General features: G+C 63.4%; 18 protein-coding genes and 1 pseudogene. 13 read left to right on the top strand and 6 right to left on the bottom strand.

Translation table 11 applies throughout. From position 1 onward, the window contains the following. From AC6JA3_RS18855 to AC6JA3_RS18835, 5 genes are all read left to right on the top strand, one after another. Entirely contained in the window at positions 1-660 is a 660-nt protein-coding gene (locus AC6JA3_RS18855) for a SipW-dependent-type signal peptide-containing protein (RefSeq protein ID WP_497920484.1), read from the top strand. Continuing rightward, positions 657-1181, top strand: coding sequence for a signal peptidase I (locus tag AC6JA3_RS18850; protein WP_497920483.1), 525 nt, complete (start codon positions 657-659; stop codon positions 1179-1181). The genes AC6JA3_RS18855 and AC6JA3_RS18850 overlap by 4 nt, the downstream gene beginning before the upstream one ends. Before the next feature lie 52 nt (positions 1182-1233). Next, positions 1234-1887 carry a hypothetical protein gene (locus tag AC6JA3_RS18845; RefSeq protein WP_497920482.1) on the top strand — a complete coding sequence of 218 codons (654 nt, stop codon included), beginning with the start codon at positions 1234-1236 and terminating at the stop codon, positions 1885-1887. A 38-nt stretch (positions 1888-1925) separates the two neighbouring features. Further along, positions 1926-2420 (top strand): hypothetical protein, encoded by a 495-nt coding sequence (locus tag AC6JA3_RS18840; protein ID WP_497920481.1) that lies wholly within the window; start codon positions 1926-1928, stop codon positions 2418-2420. Between the two features lie 233 nt (positions 2421-2653). Further along, positions 2654-3943, top strand: coding sequence for an adenylosuccinate synthase (locus tag AC6JA3_RS18835; RefSeq protein ID WP_144663349.1), 1290 nt, complete (start codon positions 2654-2656; stop codon positions 3941-3943). A 123-nt stretch (positions 3944-4066) separates the two neighbouring features. Here AC6JA3_RS18835 and AC6JA3_RS18830 read toward each other — a convergent pair whose 3' ends face one another. Next, positions 4067-4360 (bottom strand): type II toxin-antitoxin system RelE family toxin, encoded by a 294-nt coding sequence (locus AC6JA3_RS18830; RefSeq protein WP_091553723.1) that lies wholly within the window; start codon positions 4358-4360, stop codon positions 4067-4069. Next, positions 4357-4632, bottom strand: coding sequence for a type II toxin-antitoxin system Phd/YefM family antitoxin (locus AC6JA3_RS18825; protein ID WP_026548114.1), 276 nt, complete (start codon positions 4630-4632; stop codon positions 4357-4359). Before AC6JA3_RS18825 ends, AC6JA3_RS18830 begins: the two co-directional genes overlap by 4 nt. Before the next feature lie 166 nt (positions 4633-4798). On the opposite strand from AC6JA3_RS18825, the gene AC6JA3_RS18820 reads away from it, so the two are divergent. From AC6JA3_RS18820 to AC6JA3_RS18805, 4 genes and pseudogenes are all read left to right on the top strand, one after another. Beyond that, entirely contained in the window at positions 4799-6259 is a 1461-nt protein-coding gene (locus AC6JA3_RS18820) for an MFS transporter (RefSeq protein ID WP_497920480.1), read from the top strand. 10 nt (positions 6260-6269) lie between these two features. Beyond that, positions 6270-7142, top strand: coding sequence for an SMP-30/gluconolactonase/LRE family protein (locus tag AC6JA3_RS18815; protein WP_497920479.1), 873 nt, complete (start codon positions 6270-6272; stop codon positions 7140-7142). Positions 7143-7236: 94 nt separating this feature from the next. Next, positions 7237-7471: pseudogene (locus tag AC6JA3_RS18810) on the top strand (DUF6480 family protein). A gap of 34 nt (positions 7472-7505) precedes the next feature. Further along, positions 7506-8426, top strand: a complete 921-nt coding sequence (locus AC6JA3_RS18805; protein WP_026548113.1) for an NADP-dependent oxidoreductase — start codon at positions 7506-7508, stop codon at positions 8424-8426. Between the two features lie 3 nt (positions 8427-8429). Here AC6JA3_RS18805 and AC6JA3_RS18800 read toward each other — a convergent pair whose 3' ends face one another. Beyond that, positions 8430-10178, bottom strand: a complete 1749-nt coding sequence (locus AC6JA3_RS18800; RefSeq protein ID WP_497920478.1) for an FAD-binding protein — start codon at positions 10176-10178, stop codon at positions 8430-8432. A gap of 71 nt (positions 10179-10249) precedes the next feature. On the opposite strand from AC6JA3_RS18800, the gene AC6JA3_RS18795 reads away from it, so the two are divergent. Next, on the top strand, positions 10250-11191 hold the full coding sequence (locus tag AC6JA3_RS18795) for a LysR family transcriptional regulator (protein ID WP_026542330.1): 942 nt from the start codon (positions 10250-10252) through the stop codon (positions 11189-11191). Positions 11192-11213: 22 nt separating this feature from the next. On the opposite strand, the gene AC6JA3_RS18790 is transcribed toward AC6JA3_RS18795, so the two are convergent. From AC6JA3_RS18790 to AC6JA3_RS18780, 3 genes are all read right to left on the bottom strand, one after another. Further along, entirely contained in the window at positions 11214-12200 is a 987-nt protein-coding gene (locus AC6JA3_RS18790; RefSeq protein ID WP_497920477.1) for a malate dehydrogenase, read from the bottom strand. 180 nt (positions 12201-12380) lie between these two features. Then, the gene (locus AC6JA3_RS18785; RefSeq protein ID WP_497920476.1) at positions 12381-13748 is read right to left on the bottom strand and encodes an MFS transporter; all 1368 of its coding nucleotides are present in this window, start codon (positions 13746-13748) and stop codon (positions 12381-12383) included. A 227-nt stretch (positions 13749-13975) separates the two neighbouring features. Beyond that, a complete protein-coding gene (locus AC6JA3_RS18780) occupies positions 13976-14809 on the bottom strand; it encodes an alpha/beta fold hydrolase (protein WP_497920475.1) in 834 nt (277 codons plus the stop codon). Between the two features lie 95 nt (positions 14810-14904). Here AC6JA3_RS18780 and AC6JA3_RS18775 point away from each other — a divergent pair, with 95 nt between their 5' ends. From AC6JA3_RS18775 to AC6JA3_RS18765, 3 genes are read left to right on the top strand one after another with little or no spacing between them, the layout of a single operon-like run. Then, positions 14905-15483, top strand: a complete 579-nt coding sequence (locus AC6JA3_RS18775; protein WP_026542334.1) for a TetR/AcrR family transcriptional regulator — start codon at positions 14905-14907, stop codon at positions 15481-15483. 42 nt (positions 15484-15525) lie between these two features. Continuing rightward, the gene (locus AC6JA3_RS18770) at positions 15526-16827 is read left to right on the top strand and encodes a cation:proton antiporter (protein ID WP_497920474.1); all 1302 of its coding nucleotides are present in this window, start codon (positions 15526-15528) and stop codon (positions 16825-16827) included. 45 nt (positions 16828-16872) lie between these two features. Beyond that, the gene (locus AC6JA3_RS18765; protein WP_091553702.1) at positions 16873-18006 is read left to right on the top strand and encodes an App1 family protein phosphatidate phosphatase; all 1134 of its coding nucleotides are present in this window, start codon (positions 16873-16875) and stop codon (positions 18004-18006) included. The last annotated feature ends 103 nt before the right edge of the window (positions 18007-18109 follow it).

Raw genomic sequence — 18109 nt, 5'->3', positions numbered from 1 at the left:
ATGGGCAGACGAGAAGCCGAAACCAAGCGCGGTGCGGCGCTGATCCGCATTCGTGCACTGCTGGCAGGGGCCTTGGTGCTGGGGCTGGGCAGTTCCGTGACCCTTGCTTCGTGGACTGACAGCGACTTTGCCACCGGTGCCTTTGGCGCGAGCGTATTCGTCACCGAGTCCAACGTCACCAAACCGTACAACGCGTCAGGGACGTGGAGTGCCAACGACGTTGCACCCGGTGCAGCGTTGGTGTTCACGGCCACTTCCATGAGCCCGGGCAGTGTGGTCTATGCCCCCTTCACCCTCCGAACCAAGGCAAACTCGGTGGCAGGCGAGGTGGTGCTCGGGATTCCGGCCGTAACCAGCAGCGGCACGGGAACCGCTGACCTGGGCGCCGCCCTGCGCTACAGGGTGGTCCGCTCGGCTACCTGCGATGCTGCGTCCTTCAGCGGAACACCCACCTTCGTGGTGGGCAGCGACGGCGCCAAGCCATTGACGCAAGGGCAGGCGGCCGGCGTCGTCAATCCCTTGTCGGCAGCGTCGGCGACGCTGCCTGGAACGCCCACGCAGTTCTGCTTTGAGGTCACTCTGCCGGCTGGTGCCAACAACGCGCTCCAAGGCCAGACTGCTACTGCAACCTGGCAGTTTACTGCCACCTCGAGCTCATGAGCGGCCGCCGATTCCGCAGCAGGCTGCGTGAAACATTGCTGAACCTTGCTGCCGCGGGCGGCGCCGTCTGCATCCTGGCGGTGGTGTGTGCCCTGCTCTTCAATATCACCTTGGTCATGTTCAAAACGGGGTCCATGTCCCCGGCCATTCCGGCCGGATCACTGGCGGTGGTCCGCCAAATCCCGGCAGCTGATATCGGCATCGGGGATGTAGTCACCGTGGACAGGCCCGGCAAGCTGCCCATCACGCACCGGGTCCAATCCGTGGAGCCTGCGGAGGGAGCCGCCCGGACCATCACCATGAAAGGCGACGCCAACACTGAAGCCGATCCCGCCCCTTACGTGGTGGAGAAAGTCCGTCTGGTGATCTGGTCCGCGCCGGGGCTCGCACACCCGTTGGCGGCTGCGGCCAACCCCGTGGTCCTCGGCTCCACCACGGTTGCCGTGTCCGCATTGGTGACGTGGGTGCTGTGGCCGAGGAGCACTCGCCGACGCAGGACCGGACAACATGTGGCGGCCTAGTCCGGCGGGGCTGCTGGGCGTGCTGCTTCCTGGCGTATTAATGCTTGGCGCCGTGCCCGCTGCACCGGCAGTCGCACCGGCTGTTGCCACCGACGGTTGGTTGGAGCTCGACGCCGGACCCACCGGCCAAGTGCATCGCCTCACCCCTGGTGGAAGCGCGGATTGGGTGGTGGATGTCCAGGTTCGTGGTGAACCCGCCTCATCCCTGGAGGTGGGCATGGAGCCCGGTCCCGCGGATGCGGAGGCCCTGCGTGACTTCCTGAGCGTGGAGCTCCAGGGCTGCTCCGAACCCTGGACGGGAAGTTCCTGCGCCCAAGGTCCCCGTGTTCTGATGAAGCGGACGCCCCTGAACAGGGCCGACGGCGTGCGGGTGGACCTCATGAGCCCAGGAGCTTTGGAATCCACCCATGCCCACGTTTTGGTGCGGGCAACACTGGCCGAGGATGTTCCGCCTGAAGTGCGGGGGAGCCGGACACAAATTGTGCTGGGCTTTCACGGTTCCGGTGACGGTGCTGGTGCTGGTTCTGGTGCTGGTGCTGGTTCCGGTGGCGGCGCTGGTTCAGGAGGCTCACCCGGAAACCCGGCGGAACCGCCGTCGGACGCTCTTGCCCACACGGGTTTCAGGCTGGGCGGGTTTGCGCTGCTCGGCATTGTGGCGGTCATGGCAGGTTTTGGGCTGGCGCGCCTGCGGGGTGGTGGCCGGTGAGGGTATGGGCGAAAGTGCGGTCGGGGCTGGTGCTGGCTGTGCCACTCGCCGTGGTGCTTTCCGTGGTGAACCCGCCGGCTGCCACGGAGGCGGCGTGGCAGCGCGGACAGTTTGCGTCCGGGAGCTTCGGGACGGTGACCATTCCGGCTCCCACACTCAATGGCCAGTGCACCTACAACCCAGGCGTTCTTGGCCTGGGGGCGTATGTCCGCATCCTGTGGAAAGCGCCGGCGGGGTACTCCCTGGCGAATGCCGAACTGCAGGTATCCACCAGCGGACTGGGCTCGGCGTTGGCCCCGCTGACTGGGTACAACCTGGCGGCCAACACCACGGGAAATGCGGCCTCGGGGTACAGCACCGAAGTCCAGGCAAACCTGCTGGGCGGGCTCCTGGGGCTGGGAACCGAGCTCCAGATTGCGATTACGGTCAAGGACCCGGTGTCAGGATGGACGTCGAAGGCTGCTTCCGTGGCGTCAAATGCAGGGTTGGTGGCCGGTCTTGGCGGAAGCTGCCGCAATCTGCCCGCTGCCTGACGTCGGCGCGCCCGGGTTTCCCTGGGGAAAACTTCACCAGGCTGCCGTTCAAGACACCTTGACACCAGAGAAAGCGGTCCCATCGGCTAAACTTGGCTGGTAAGAGCCCCGAACTCTTGCGTATGCCGGCCGTCGTGGCAGGCTGCACCGGTATCGTCGGGGCATTCTCATGTACGGCGTCGAGTCCTGGTCATCCGGTCAGTGTCTCGCCCGAAAGAATGGGGGAGGATCCCATGCCCGCTATCGTGATCGTCGGAGCCCAGTGGGGCGACGAAGGCAAAGGCAAAGCAACCGATCTGCTCGGTGGCCGCGTTGACTACGTCGTCAAGCCCAACGGCGGCAACAACGCCGGGCACACCGTGGTTGTTGGCGGTGAGAAGTATGAGCTGAAGCTCCTTCCCGCGGGCATCCTGAGCCCCAACGCCATTCCCATTATTGGCAACGGCTGCGTGGTGAACCTCGAGGCCCTGTTCCAGGAGATCGACGGCCTTGAAGCCCGTGGCGCGGACACCTCGCGCCTGCGCGTTTCGGCCAACGCCCACCTGGTTGCCCCGTACCACCAGGTCCTGGACAAAGTGACGGAGCGCTTCCTTGGCAGCCGCGCCATCGGTACCACGGGCCGCGGCATTGGCCCGGCCTACATGGACAAGGTGGCCCGCCTGGGTATCCGTGTCCAGGACGTCTTTGACGAGTCCATCCTCCGCCAGAAGGTGGAAGGTTCGCTGCGTCAGAAGAACGAACTCCTGGTCAAGGTCTACAACCGCCGCGACATCATTGCGGACGAAATCGTGGAGTACTTCCTTTCCTTCGCCGAGCGGCTCCGCCCGCTGGTCATCGACAGCACACTGGTCCTCAACAACGCTTTGGACGAGGGCAAGGTTGTGCTCATGGAAGGCGGGCAGGCAACGTTCCTGGACGTCGATCACGGCACCTACCCGTTCGTCACCTCCTCCAACCCCACCGCCGGCGGCGCTTCGGTTGGCTCGGGCATTGGCCCCACCCGCATTTCCCGGTCCATCGGCATCATCAAGGCGTACACCACGCGTGTTGGCGCCGGTCCGTTCCCCACGGAACTGTTCGATGACATGGGCGTGTACCTGCAGAAGACCGGCGGCGAGTTCGGCGTGAACACCGGGCGCCCCCGCCGCTGCGGTTGGTACGACGCCGTCCTGGCCCGCCACGCTTCCCGCGTGAACGGTTTCACGGACTACTTCGTCACCAAGCTGGACGTCCTCACGGGCATTGAGCAGATCCCGGTCTGCGTTGCCTACGACGTCGACGGCGTGCGCCATGACGAAATGCCCATGACGCAGACCGAGTTCCACCACGCAGTGCCCATCTTTGAGTACTTCGACGGTTGGACTGAGGACATCACCGGTGCCCGCACCCTGGAAGACCTCCCGGAGAACGCGCGGAACTACGTGCTGGCCCTGGAAAAGCTCTCCGGCACCCGTTTCTCGGCCATCGGCGTCGGCCCGGACCGCGACCAGACGATCGTGGTCCACGACCTCATCAACGACTGACACCACCAGCCAATTCACGACGACGGCGGGTCACCTTGGTTCCTCACGGAACCGGAGGTGACCCGCCGTCGTCGTTCTTATCCCGGTTCGGGCGGTGCGACTGCCGATAATCCTGCGTGGAGCTTATCGGGGTTTGTAAAGATCAGATCGATGTTCGATGCGGTGGACAAAAAGGACATGTTCTTCAAGGTCCAGAGTGAATAGCACCCGATAATCGCCTCGCCGAGCGGTGCGGAGTCCGAGGAGTTCGTTCGTCAAAGGCTTGCTGAGCCGATGCGGATTCTCCGCCAGGGGTCCGGTGACGAACTCAATGATCGCGGTAGCGGCCTTTTCCGGTAAGCGCCTGAAGCCGCGCAACGCCGGGCTTGTGACTTCGATCGTCCATGGACTTGGACTGGTGCCGGCCGAATCGGTCACCGGGCCGGGAGTCCAAACTCCCGGCGGAGATCGTCCCCGCTGGTGGTGTTGCCCGCGGCGATGTCGCGTTTAGCCTGGTCCAGGTCTTCACGGATACCTGGCTGCGAGAGCCAGTGGATGGTTTCCTGCAAAGATTCCAGGTCGTCCGCGGACATGAGAACGGCAGATGGATGGCCGTGTCGCGTAATTTGAATGATCTCGTGCGTTGAGTCTGCTTCTTCGACCAAGGCGGACAGCTTGTCCTTGGCTTCACTCAGTGGCACTGTTCTCATAGCTGTATTTTAGCCAAACTTCAGGCCAGAAACTAGCCTAATTATTGGCTAACTTACATCGAGTGAAGCAGTTCGCACAGGTCTTTCCTTCCAGGGACTAATCTCCAGGCCCGTGGGGTTACTCCTTTTGGAGCGAAACCAGTGATGATGACGGAATGAGGGCACCATGACAACGGAAACCACCGAAGGAGTCGGATTCCGGTCCCGGCGCGGACCGATCCTGATTGCCCTGATGCTGGCTACCGGCCTGGTGGCCATCGACTCGACGATTGTGGCCACGGCGGTTCCGTCCATGGTGGAAGACATCGGCGGATTCAGTTCCTTCCCCTGGCTTTTCTCCGCGTACTTGTTGGCACAGGCTGTGTCGGTGCCGATTTACGCCAAGCTTTCGGACGTCGTAGGCCGGAAGCCCATCATCCTCAGCGGCATCGGCTTGTTCCTGCTGGGATCTATCCTGTGTGGGTTCGCCTGGAGCATGCCGGCGCTCATTGCCTTCCGCGTCCTTCAGGGCTTGGGCGCGGGGGCGGTGCAGCCGGTGGCTATTACCATCGCGGGGGATATCTATACCCTTGCCGAGCGGGCCAAGGTGCAGGGCTATCTGGCCAGCGTGTGGGCCATTTCTTCCGTAGTGGGGCCAACTTTGGGAGGGGTTTTCGCTTCCCTGGAAATTTGGCGCTGGATCTTCTTCATCAACATTCCGTTGTGCTTCCTTGCGGGCTGGATGCTGATAAGGACGTTCCACGAGAATATTGAGGGCGCCAAGCACAGGATCGACTACCTGGGCGCCGGTCTCCTCACGGTTTCCTTGAGCCTGCTGATTCTCGGGGCTTTGGAAGGTGGCCAGGCGTGGGCATGGAACTCTCCGGTCAGCATTACTGTCTTCGCGGTGGGTGGTTTGTTGTTTGCGGCCTTCGTCCTGGCCGAGCGGAGGGCGGCGGAGCCGATCCTGCCCGCATGGGTGCTCTCCCGGCGGCTCCTGGCAACAACGGCGTTGATTTCATTTGGTGTTGGTGCGGTCATGCTGGGCCTGACGTCCTATGTTCCGACGTTCCTTGAGGGGGCCCTGAAGACTTCTCCCATCCTCGCCGGCCTTGCCTTGGCTGCCCTGACGCTGGGCTGGCCGATCAGCGCATCCCAGGCCGGACGGTTTTATCTCCGCATCGGTTTCAAACGCACCGCCTTGATTGGAATCGTCATCTCCGTGGCGGGCGCGGCAGTGCTTGCCTTCACGGCGTCCTCGCCCAATGTGGTGTTGGTGGCACTGGCCTGCTTCATTGTGGGCCTGGGGCTCGGGCTGGTTGCTACCCCCAGCCTCATTGCCGCCCAGTCGAGCGTGGAGTGGAACGAGCGCGGCGTGGTCACGGGCACAAACCTGTTTGCCCGTTCGATCGGCAGCGCCTTGGGTGTGGCGGTCTTCGGTGCAATCGCCAACGCCATTTACGCCGGTGGTCCCAGCGGCGGTGTCGATCCCCAAACAACTGTGAACGCCTCCGCAGCGGTGTTCCTGGCCGTGCTTGTTAGTGCCGTCCTCACTGTTGTGGCCGTGATCGCCATGCCTGCTGCCCAGCGGGCGGACAGCAACACCCCGTCGGACGCAAAGGCCGCAGTGGGACCTGTGGAGGACTAGTCTCTAACGCATGGACGAACTGATCACCGGCACTCTGGAAAAGCTCTTCGAAGGCACCGTGTGGGCAGAAGGGCCGGCCTGGATACCGGAATCGCAAACAGTCCGCTGGAGCGACATCCCCAACAACCGCAGCCTGGAGTTCAACCCGGCAACCGGTGCAACCCGTGAGTACGCCACCGGCGTCGAATACACCAATGGCCGGACGCTGGACCATGACGGCAGCGTGGTGCAGTGCAGCCACGGCCGCAGGCGGGTGGAACGGGACCACGACGGCGTCGTGTCACCGATCGTTGAAGCGTTCGGTGGGCATCGGCTCAACTCGCCCAACGACGTTGTGGTGGCCGCCGATGGAACGGTGTGGTTCACGGATCCGCCCTACGGAATCCTGCCCGGGACGGTGGAAGGCCACGAGGGCGAGCAGGAGTACGGCGGCTGCTACGTGTTTCGGTTCAACCCCGCAACCAATGACCTGACGCCGGTGATTACCGATTTGGTCCATCCGAACGGTTTGGCTTTTTCACCGGATGAATCGCGGCTGTACGTCTCCGATACCGCCGGCGCGTCCCACGGAGTCCCGTTCCGCATTGCCGCCTATCCGGTTGAGGATGGCCGGTGTGGGGCCGGAACCACCTTTGTGGAACTTGAAGAGGACCGGGCCTCCGACGGTTTCCGCGTTGACGTCGAGGGCAGGGTGTGGACTTCGGCCGGGGCCTCGGTGCGGGTTTACGCGCCCGACGGCGGGCTGGTGACCGCCGTCGAACTTCCGGAAAGGGTGTCCAATCTCTGTTTCGGCGGAGTCGACGGGCATGACCTCTACATCACGGCCACCACATCCCTGTATCGTGTGCGGACGGCGACGCGTGACACAGTGTGGGGTCGCTGAGAGTTTCACCGGATTTGTAAGGTTGCTGTGGTTCTGGCCGTGCCGGTTCGATACGCTGGGTCAAAGCGTCACCACTGCTACAAGGGGAGTGAGCGTGTCAGGACCCAATCCCGATCCGTATGAGGACAAGATCACCGGCCTTGAGCCCGGCGGCGGAGTGCCACCGGGAGAAACGCCTCCGGGCGAATCCTCCACCGCACCCCCCCCAAGGCCATGACGAGGGCGGCCCCCGGAAGGGAACCCAGGCCTTATGGCTTGCCGCCATCGGCGCCGGAGTCCTGCTCTCGCTGCTGTACTTCATCGGCTACATTGTTGGCTTCTTCGATTAGGAATACGCTGCGCTAAACGGGAGTTGTCGCTCATATGAAGGCAATGACTTACAGCAAATACGGAAACCCCGACGTCCTTGAACTGACAGAGCAACCAATGCCCAAGGTGGGGCCGGGAATGGTCCTGGTCAAAGTGAAGGCATCCTCCGTCAATCCGGTGGACTGGAAAATCATGGGAGGCCACCTTGATCCGCTCATGGACCTCCAATTTCCGGCGATCCCCGGGTGGGACGTCGCGGGCGTTGTGGAAGCTGTTGGTATTGACGCTCCCCACTTCAAGCCCGGCGACGAAGTGATCTCCTACGGCCGGAAGGACTATGTCCACGGCGGCAGTTTCGCCGAGTACATCGCCCTGCCGGAGCGGCTGCTTGCCCGCAAGCCGGAATCCTTGGACTGGAATGAGTCGGCCGGGCTGCCCCTGGCCGGACTCACCGCGTACCAGGTGCTCAACCGCCTGGGCCTTCAGTCGGGCGAGACAGTCCTGATCCACGGCGGGGCCGGCGGGGTGGGCTCCCTCGGTATTCAGATCGCCGTGGCGCGCGGCGCGAAGGTGATCGCCACGGCATCTGAAAAGAACCACGACTTCCTGCGGTCCCTGGGTGCCGAACCTGTTGCCTACGGTGAAGGCCTTGCCGCCAGGGTGAAGGCCCTGCGTCCCGAAGGCGTGGACGTGGTGGCCGACTTCGTGGGCGGCAACCTTGAAGCCACGCTTGAGGTCCTGGCCGAAAACGGGCGCCACGCCTCCATTGCCGACAACGAGGTGGAGGCCCACGGCGGTACCTGGATGTGGGTCAATCCCGTAGGCGCCGAGCTGCAACAACTCGCTGACCTGGTGGACGAGCACAAGATCCGCGTGGAAGTAGCCACCGCGCTGCCCCTGGCCGAGGCAGCTGATGCCTTCCGGCTCAACATGGAGGGCCACACCCGCGGGAAGATCGTGGTCACCGTTCCCTAAGGTTCACTCCACGAGCTTGCCGGCAACGGAGTCGTCCGCATTGGCCTCGGCCAGTGCCCGGAACGAATCCGGAGCCGGCGGCAGGCTTTCGAACCTGACTCCCTCATCGGTGGACCAGATGAAGTTCCCCTGCAATGCCGGATCTGCCGTTGGAAAGTCGGCACGGTTGTGGGCTCCGCGGGTTTCGCGGCGTTCCAGCGCGCACTCCAGGGTGGCCCGTGCCGCGAGCAGGGAGCCCAGGAGGTCGTAGGCGTGGGCCAGGTCATCAAACCCTGCGATGTCCGGATGGGCTGTGACCAGTTGGGCGCGTTCCTCCAACGCGGTCAACTTCTCAAGTCCCAGCTCCAGCCCTTTCTCGGTGCGCACTACCCCTGCGTGCTCGGTCATGAGGTTGCGGAGTTCACGCTGCAGCCGCCGTGCGGACTCTGTTCCTCGTTCACTGAGCAGGGTCTGCATTTCCCGGCGGGCGATCTCGACGGCGGCAGTATCCCGGAAGATGTGCGTGCGCGAATGGACGTAGTCAGCAACGTGCCCACCGGTGATCCGGCCGTAAACCAGCAGCTCAATGAGTGAATTGCCGCCCAAACGGTTGGCACCGTGAAGCCCGGAAGAGGCTTCGCCGATTGCGTAAAGGCCGTTCACTCCTGTTCCGTGGTCCTCCGGTGCCACCCAGACCCCGCCCATGGAGTAGTGCGCTGTGGGAGCGATTTCGATTTTGGTGGTGGTGATGTCCAGCATCTGCAGGTCGATCAGGGTGCGGTAGACCCGTGGCAGCTTTTCCATGATGGTTTCCCGCGGCAGGTGCGAAACGTCCAGGTAGACGCCGCCCTTCGCCGTGCCCCGCCCCTCGGCCACCTCGGTATATGCGGCCAGCGCAACCCGATCCCGGGTGGAAAGTTCCATGCGCTCGGGGTCGTAACGTGCCATGAAGCGCTCGCCGAGGGCGTTGGTGAGGATGCCTCCTTCTCCGCGGGCGGCCTCGGAGACCAAGGTTCCGGCAGCGTCGTCGGGCTCCAACAGGCCGGAGGGGTGGAACTGGACCAGCTCGGCGTCGCGGATGCCGGCCCCGGCCAGGGCTGCCAACCGGAAGGAATCCCCGGTGTTCTCATCGCGCCGGGAGGAGGTATGCCGCCAGATACGGGTATGTCCGCCTGCAGCCAGGATGACCGCATCGGCGTGGATCTGAACGGGAGTGCCGTCCACGACGTCGAATCCATAAGCGCCGAAGACGGTGCCGTCGGCCACGAGCAACCGCGTGATGTAGACGGTGTCGATGATGGGCACGTTCAACTCTGCGGCCCGGCGCATCAGCGTTCGCTGGATCTCCAACCCGGTATAGTCCCCGGCGTAGGCGGTGCGGCGATACTTGTGTGCTCCGAAGAAACGCTGGGAGATGCGTCCATCATCCTCCCGGGCGAAGGGCATTCCCCACCGTTCAAGATCCTCAATGCCTTGGGCGGCGTTCCGGGCTACCGTCTCGACGATGGACGGGTCGGCAAGGAAGTACGACTCCCGCAAGGTGTCGGCTGCGTGCTGCTGCCAGCTGTCTTCGGGATCCATCGTTCCCAGGGCAGCGTTGATGCCCCCGGCGGCCAGGCTGGTGTGGGCGTCGTGTTTGCGTCGCTTGCCTACCGCCAGTACCTCCACACCCCGCTGGGCGAGTTCAATGGAGGCGCGCAGGCCTGCGCCGCCGGTGCCGATGACAAGCACCGAAGTGGACATGAGTCGTTCTGGAGTGGCGTTGAAGTTCATGGCATCAACGCTAGGACGGTCCTCTTCATGTATCCAATGAATTATTTGGTTCAACCTGATGTGTTTATGCTATGAAGATGAAGTTGGAGCAGTTGCGCTCATTCGAGGCCCTTGCCAGGGTGGGGCATTTCACACGCGCGGCCGAGCAACTCTACGTGGCGCAGCCATCCCTGAGCAGGCAGATCGCTGCGCTGGAAGCAGATCTGGGAACGGCGCTGTTCCACCGTGGACCCGCCGGAGCCACGCTGACGCATGCGGGAGAACTGCTCTTGCCCATCGCCCGGCGCATGCTCGGTGACGCGGAGACCGCCCGGGAGCAGATGAATGAGCTGGCGGGTTTGCGCCGGGGCCGCGTCCGCCTGGGCGCCCCGCCCACGCTGTGCGTCTCATTGGTGGCCGATGTCCTGGCAGCTTTCCGGAGTGCGCACCCTGGGGTGGAACTGCATATCACCGAAGGCGGCTCGCGTTTCCTGGTCGATGCCCTGAACGAAAGCGCCCTGGACCTGGCCCTGGTGGTCACCCGCGGAACAGATCCCGCAGTACAGGGCACCGAACTGGTTCCGCTGCTGACCGAAGAGCTGGTGGTTGTCTCCGCCGCCGGATCAGCGTGGCGGGAAGAACTCACCTTGGAGGAATTGGCGGACATTCCCCAGGTGGCCTTCAATCGAAGCTATGACCTGCGGGTGGCCACGGAAGCCGCGTTCGCCGCCAAGGGGCTGGAACCGGTGATCGCCGTCGAGGGCGCCGAGATGGACGCAGTGTTGAGGTTCGTCGAACGTGGCTTGGGCGTGGCAGTGGTGCCGGCGATGGTTGTCATCGGCAGGCCCGGACTGCGCAGTGTCCGCCTGGTCAACCCCTCGCTGAGAAGGACCGTCAATCTGGCCCGGCGGAATGACATTGGTCCTTCAGCAGCCACCGCAGCAATGCAGGAGTTCATCTTCAGCACTGTTGACCGGCTGGCGGCGCCGGGCACCGAGCTTGCCCGGCTGGTCACGCCAACGGCACGTCACTGACGGAGATCAGATCAAGCCGAGTTCAGATCAAGCCGAGTTCAGCCACGGCGGCCCGCTCCTCAGAAAGCTCGGCGGCTGTCGCATCCATCCTTTTGCGGCTGAAGTCGTTCACTTCCAGTCCTTGAACAATTTCCCAGTTCCCGCCTGAGGTTGTCACCGGGTACGAATAGATGAGGCCTTCGGGCACTCCATATGATCCGTCAGAGGCAACGGCCATGGAAACCCAATCGCCCTCCGGTGTGCCGAGCAGCCAGTCGCGGGCTGCGTCGATGGTCGCCGACGCTGCCGATGCCGCGGAGGACGCACCCCGGGCATCGATGATCGCCGCACCCCGCCGGGCAACCGTGGGGATGAATTCGTTCTCTATCCAGTCCTGGTCGTTCACCGCCTCGGCCGCGTTCCGGCCGGCGACCTCTGCATTAAAGATGTCCGGATACTGCGTTGCGGAATGATTGCCCCAGACCGTCATTTTGCGGATATCCCGTACGGGGACCTGGAGCTTTTTGGCGAGCTGTCCAAGGGCGCGGTTGTGGTCCAGCCGGGTCAGGGCGCTGAACCGCTCAGCGGGGATGTCAGGGGCGTTGCTCATCGCAATCAAGGCGTTGGTATTGGCCGGGTTGCCTGTCACTCCAATGCGGACATCGTCGGCCGCGACCCGGTTCAGCGCCTTGCCTTGTGCTGTGAAAATAGCTCCATTGGCACTGAGCAGGTCGCCGCGTTCCATGCCCTTGGTGCGCGGACGGGCGCCAACGAGCAAGGCGAGGTTCACGCCGTCGAAAATGTGATCGGCGTCGTCGCCGATTTCCACGGAGTCGAGCGCGGGAAACGCACAGTCATCGAGCTCCATGACAACACCTTCAAGTGCCTTCAACGCGGGCGTGATCTCCAGGAGCCTCAGTTGCACCGGAGTATCGGCGCCGAACAAGGCGCCGCTGGCGATCCGGAAAAGGAGGCTGTAGCCGATCTGGCCGGCCGCGCCGGTCACAGCGATCTTGATGGGCGTGCTCATGTCACGTTCTCCTTGCTGATCCGGGGTACCCGTTGGGGTTTGCAAGCTGTATGTCATCGTGCCACAGAGCTGGTCGGCGACTAGCTACGGGATCGCCGGTAACGCGCGAAATCGCCGGAAGGGACCAGCGAGCTGGAGCCGTTCCGGCGATCTCGGTGCACAAGAGGCGATTTCGGCGATCTAGCGCGCTTCAAGGTCCTCGAGCGACTTGCCCCGGGTGTCAGAGGACAAGAGCGTTGCCACAGCGGACACAGCACAGATTCCCAGGGTGGTCAGGCCAATAACCAGGGGAATGTTGGCTGAGCCCGGGGGAGCAATGGCGGTGAACAGGCTCGGGAAGAACGAGGCGATCATGAGGCCGATGTTCTGGGAGACCGCGAAGCCGGTGACCCTCATCCGCATGGGGAACTGTTCCTGGAAGAACGTAGCGAAGGTGGCGTTCCACATCTGGAAGAGGATGCCTTGGACAATCACGACGCAGACGAATACCAAAGGCAGGCTGCGCTGTTCGATGGCCCACAGGTAGCCCACGGTGAGCAGTCCGCCCGCAAGGCCACCGGCGACCATCAGGGAACGCCGGCCGATCTTGTCGGAAAGCGCACCGAACAGCGGGATGGTCAGCACTGCTGCGACGTTGGCCGCCAAGGTAACCCAGAGGAACTCGCTGCTGGAGAAGCCGATGCCGTAGCCCTTTTGGGTGGCGAAGGAGACCCCGAAGATGAGGGTGGCCATGCCGATCACGTTGGTAAAGGTCATGATGACGCACCGGACCAGAACCCAGGGGTGGGTACGCAGGAGGTCCACCAGCGGGAAGCGGCGCTTGGCGCCGGCGTCCCCGGACTGGGCCAGATAGGCCGGGGGCTCGTCCACGCGGCGGCGGATGATGTACCCGGCCAGGATCACTACTGCGCTGAGTAGGAACGGCAGGCGCCAGCCCCAGGCATGGAATTGCTCGTCAGGGAGGAAGGCGGCGAGCGGAATCAGGACGGCGGTTGCAAGGATTGAACCCACCTGCGTGCCTTGGAGGCTGAAGCTCGCGAAGAAGCCGCGCTTGGCGTCGGGGGAGTGCTCCACGATCATGGCGCTGGCACCGCCGAGTTCACCTGCCACGGCGAATCCTTGAATCAGGCGGAGGATTACCAGGAGGACGGGAGCCAGGAGGCCCACCTGTCCGTAGGTCGGCAGGAGGCCGACCGCAAACGTGGCGAAGCCCATGAGCAGCATGGCGAAGACAAGGACTTTCTTGCGCCCGTGCCGGTCTCCGTAGGCGCCCAGGATCACGGCACCGAGCGGGCGGGAAACGTAGCCCACGGCGTAGGTTGCCAGCGAGGCGATGATGCCCACCGTGGGGTTTTCCGTGGGAAAGAAGATGGTGGGAAACAGGAGCGTTGCTGCCAGGGAATACAGCGCGAAGTCGTAGTACTCCAGCGCGCTTCCGATCCAGCCGCTCATGGCGGCCTTCTTCGGATCTTTCCCGCCGGTGCTGGATTCCGGACCTGTGCTGGGTTCGGGGGAGGTGCTGAGATCCCTCCGGTGCGTGACTGTCACGTCGCTGTACTCCTCTGGCGTCGTTGGCAAGGAACAAGAACTCTTCCCATCCAGGACTGAACAAAGTGGTCATTCAGCGTGAGGAAGGTTACATCTTGAATCGATTCATAAATCATAAGTCGTGACGTGCGCTACGTCAACGCACGACGGCGGCAGCCCGCCTCTGGTTCGGTTGGAACCAAAGGCGGGCTGCCGCCGTCGTTATTGAGGTCTTGTCCGGTGTTGGCCTACTTGGCCAGGAAGCGCAGCAGGATCTCGTTGATTTCAGCCCCGTGCGTCCAGAGCATGCCGTGCGGCGCGTCTTCGATCTCCACGTATTCGGCAGAGGGCAGGCGCTTGGTGAACTCGCGGCCGGTGGCATCGATCGGCAGGATGCGGTCATCGGTGCCGTGGACAATCAGGGACGGGACCGTGACCTTCTCGATGTCGGAGCGGAAGTCGGTGAGCCAGGAATCCACTACTGCGAAGGATGCGTACCAGGAAGAGCCGGCGGCGACGTTCCAGGAATTGCGCAGCGCTTCTTCGCTGAGGCGGTTGCCCAGGAAGTTATCGGTGTTGAAGAAGTCGTTGTAGAAGTTGGTGAACCAGGCGTAGCGGTCCTCAATGGCGGCGTTGCGGATGCCGTCGAACACTGATGACGGAACGCCGGTGGGGTTGTCGTCCGTCTGGAGGAGGAACGGCTCGAGGGATGCCAGGAACGCGGCCTTGGCTACGCGGGCTTCGCCGTAGGTGCCGAGGTAGCGTCCAACTTCGCCGGTGCCCATCGAGAAACCAACCAGCACTACGTCCTGCAGGTCCAGGGTTTCAAGGACCGTGTTGAGGTCGGCTGCAAAGGTGTCGTAGTCGTAGCCGGTGGTCGGCTTGCTGGACTTGCCGAATCCGCGGCGATCGTAGGTGATGACCCGGTAGCCGGAGTTGAGGAGGGCTGCGGTCTGCTTTTCCCAGGAGCCGCCGTCCAGCGGGTAGCCGTGGATCAGGACTACGGGCTGACCCGTTCCGTGGTCTTCGTAGTAGAGCTCAATGTCCGTGGTGTTCTCGGTGCCGACCTTGATGAAACCCATGATGTGTCCCTTTTCTCGAAGTGGAGAACGATCGTTCTCCCTCTGTGTTCTCCATAGTAGAGAACGTTCGTTCTCAATGCAAGTAGTATGGGTACATGGATATTTCCGAGGTCCGCCAACGAATCGTTGCCACTGCCGACGAGCTCTACAACGCCAAGGGCATCCAAGCCGTGGGCATGGATGAACTCCGTTCCGCGGCGGGGGTCTCGCTGAAGAAGCTCTACGGGGAATTCCCGTCAAAGAGCAGCATCGTCATGGCGGTGATGGAACACCGGCACCAGTCCTGGACCGAGGGGTTGGACGCCACCGTCCAACAAGCCGCGACCCCCAAGGAACGGCTCCTCGCCATCTTCGACTACCTCGCAGGATGGTTCTGCCAGGACTCCTTCCGGGGGTGCGGATTCATCAACAGCTTCGCCGAACTCGGAGCCGTCAGCCCGGAGGTGGCCGAGTACGCGCGAAAACACAAGGAATCGTTCCAGGAATACGTGGCCCGGCTCGCCCTCGATGCCGGCGCCCCGGCCTACCTTGCACCGCAACTGGCAATCCTCGCCGAAGGAGCCCAGACCACAGCCGCCATCGCAGGAACAGCGGAGGCCGCCGGACAGGCGCGCCAAGCCGCCCAGGTCCTCATCGAGGCAGCCATGATCGACGCAGCCCCGCCTGCGGACTAGGCTTTCTGACACCGCCCAACGGCAGGCAGGAAGAAGACCATTTTGTTTGAAGCCCCCAGCATCCTGTTTCTCGCGGCAGGAGTTGCCGTGTTGGCCGCAGCGGTCCTGCCGAAACTGTTGCGGCAAACGCCACTCTCCATGCCGATGGTTTTCCTCGGCAGCGGAATGCTGGCGTTCACCCTCCTGCCCGATCTTCCGGACCCGGACCCCATCCTGCACGCGGACTTCACCACCCACCTCACCGAGGTCTGCGTCATCATCTCCCTCATGGGCGCCGGGCTGGCCCTGGACAGGCCCTTCCGCTGGCGCGGATGGTCCACCACCTGGCGCCTGCTCGGCATCGTGATGCCACTGTGCATCCTGGTGATGACCCTGCTGGGGTTGTGGGTGTTGGGCCTGGGGCTCGCGGCCGCCATCCTGGTGGCCGCTGCCATTGCCCCCACAGACCCCGTCCTGGCCTCAGAGGTCCAAGTCAGCAGGCCAGCCGATACCGAAGAGGACCCGGACGAGGACGAGGTCCGGTTCGCCCTGACCTCCGAGGCCGGCCTGAATGACGGGCTCGCCTTCCCCTTCGTGTACCTTGCCATCCTCATCAGCGTGGTGGGCGCATCACCGGGCGCCTGGTTTGGGGAATGGGTGGGTTTGGATGTGTTTTGGCGTATGGGCGTCGGCGTCCTGCTCGGCTTCGGAACGGGCAAGCTCCTGAGCCTGATCTTCTTTGCCGCCAAAGGCAAGAGCTTCCGCCTGTCCGAACACGCTGAGGGTTTCGTGGCACTCGCAGCAACATTCCTGGCGTACGGCGCTGCGGAAATGCTGGAAGGCTACGGGTTCGTAGCGGTCTTCGTCTGTGCTCTGACCATCCGTTCCGCCGAGCGCCACCACAGCTACCACCAGGTTCTCCATGGCTACGTGGAGCAGCTCGAGCGTTTGATGACGGTGGTGATCCTGGTGCTCCTTGGCGGAGCCATAGCCCGTGGACTCCTGGAGGGGATCGGTTGGGCGGAGCTTGTGGTGGCCTTGGCATTCCTCCTCCTGGTCAGGCCCCTGGCCGGATGGCTCGGGTTGATGGGCGGCAAGACCGGACCGCGCGAACGGCTGGCCATCTCCTACTTCGGCATCCGCGGGATCGGCTCAATCTATTACGTCGGCTATGCGCTGACCCACGGCAACTTTGACGCCGAGGCACACCAACTTTGGGCCTTCATCGGTTTGGTGATTGCGTTGTCCATTGTGGTGCACGGCGCCACCACGGCACCGCTGATGAACCGGTTGGACCGCCTTCGCCTGGCTGAAGCGCGCAAGCTGCACGGCGACGAAGGCAGGGCGCCGACTACCGCCGTGTGACAAGGGGTGTGACGCTCCGGTGTGTCGTCGTGGAAGACTGGACGCATGGCTTCCCGTCCCCTGAAACCGCGCCCCACATCCGACGCCGTTGATAACGGCGGCACCAGGCAGCCCGGCAAAACCCGCCGCCACCTCGCGTTGAGGCTCGATGACGCGTGGCTTGGTTTCCAGACGCAGCTAGCCATCCGGCGTGGACGGGTGGAAACGGTGATTCCCTACACCGGCTATGGAAGTACCAAGTGGGTGCGGGTGCTGGCGCGCGTTGTCCGCAGTGACCCCCGGGATGCGGCAGGGCATGCAAAGCCGTTGCAGGAGAGTATGCGCGGATGGCGGAATTTCACGAGTGCTCCTGTGGCTCACGCCGATGTCAACGTGACCGTCGCCGGTACCGTTTTCACTGTGCGGGCGGACCGCGGCGGCGTAGTGGATGCCCGTATTCCAGTGGCCCTGGATGCCGGCTGGCACACCATCACGCTGCAATCCGGGGAGTCGGAAACTGTGGAGGCTCCCGTGGAGATCGTCGCGGACGACGCTGACTTCGGCGTCGTGTCCGACATTGACGACACCGTGATGGTGACCGCGCTGCCACGTCCGTTCCTGGCGGCCTGGAACACTTTCGTGCTCAACGAGCACGCCAGGACTCCCACCCCGGGGATGGCTGTGCTGTATGAGCGGATCGCCAGGACGGCGCCCTCTGCCCCTGTGCTGTATCTGTCCACCGGGGCCTGGAACGTCGCCCCAACCCTGTCCCGCTTCCTGTCCCGCAACTTGTACCCGGCCGGGCCCAAGCTCCTGACCGACTGGGGTCCTACTCCCGACCGCTGGTTCCGCAGCGGCCAGGAGCACAAACGGAACTCCCTGGAACGCCTGGCGGAGGAGTTTCCCACCATGAAATGGCTGTTGGTGGGCGACGACGGCCAGCACGATGAAGCCATCTACTCCGAATTCGCCCAGCGTCATCCGGAAAACGTCCGGGCAATCGCCATCCGCCAACTCTCGGCAGGTGAAGCAGTACTGGCGGGTGGCCGTTCAAAGTCCGGGGGTCAACCCACGCCGGGTGTCCCGTGGATCTACGCACCGGATGGAGCGGGGATGTCCGCACAGCTTGAGGAACTCGGCATTATCCGGAACGAAGTCCGCTCCGCCGATGATCCCGAGGAAGGCGAAGTCGCCCCATAGACATATGTCCAACAAGCTCGTTGTCTTTCGCTCAATGTACTGACACGTGGGCGAGCCTGCGAACTTACGGTGGAACACATCCATCCCCCGTAAGAGAAGAGAA

The organism is Arthrobacter sp. TmtSoilC79 (genome assembly GCF_059739405.1).
Note: the sequence above shows the minus strand (reverse complement) of the source record. Positions and strands in the feature narration are given on the sequence as shown.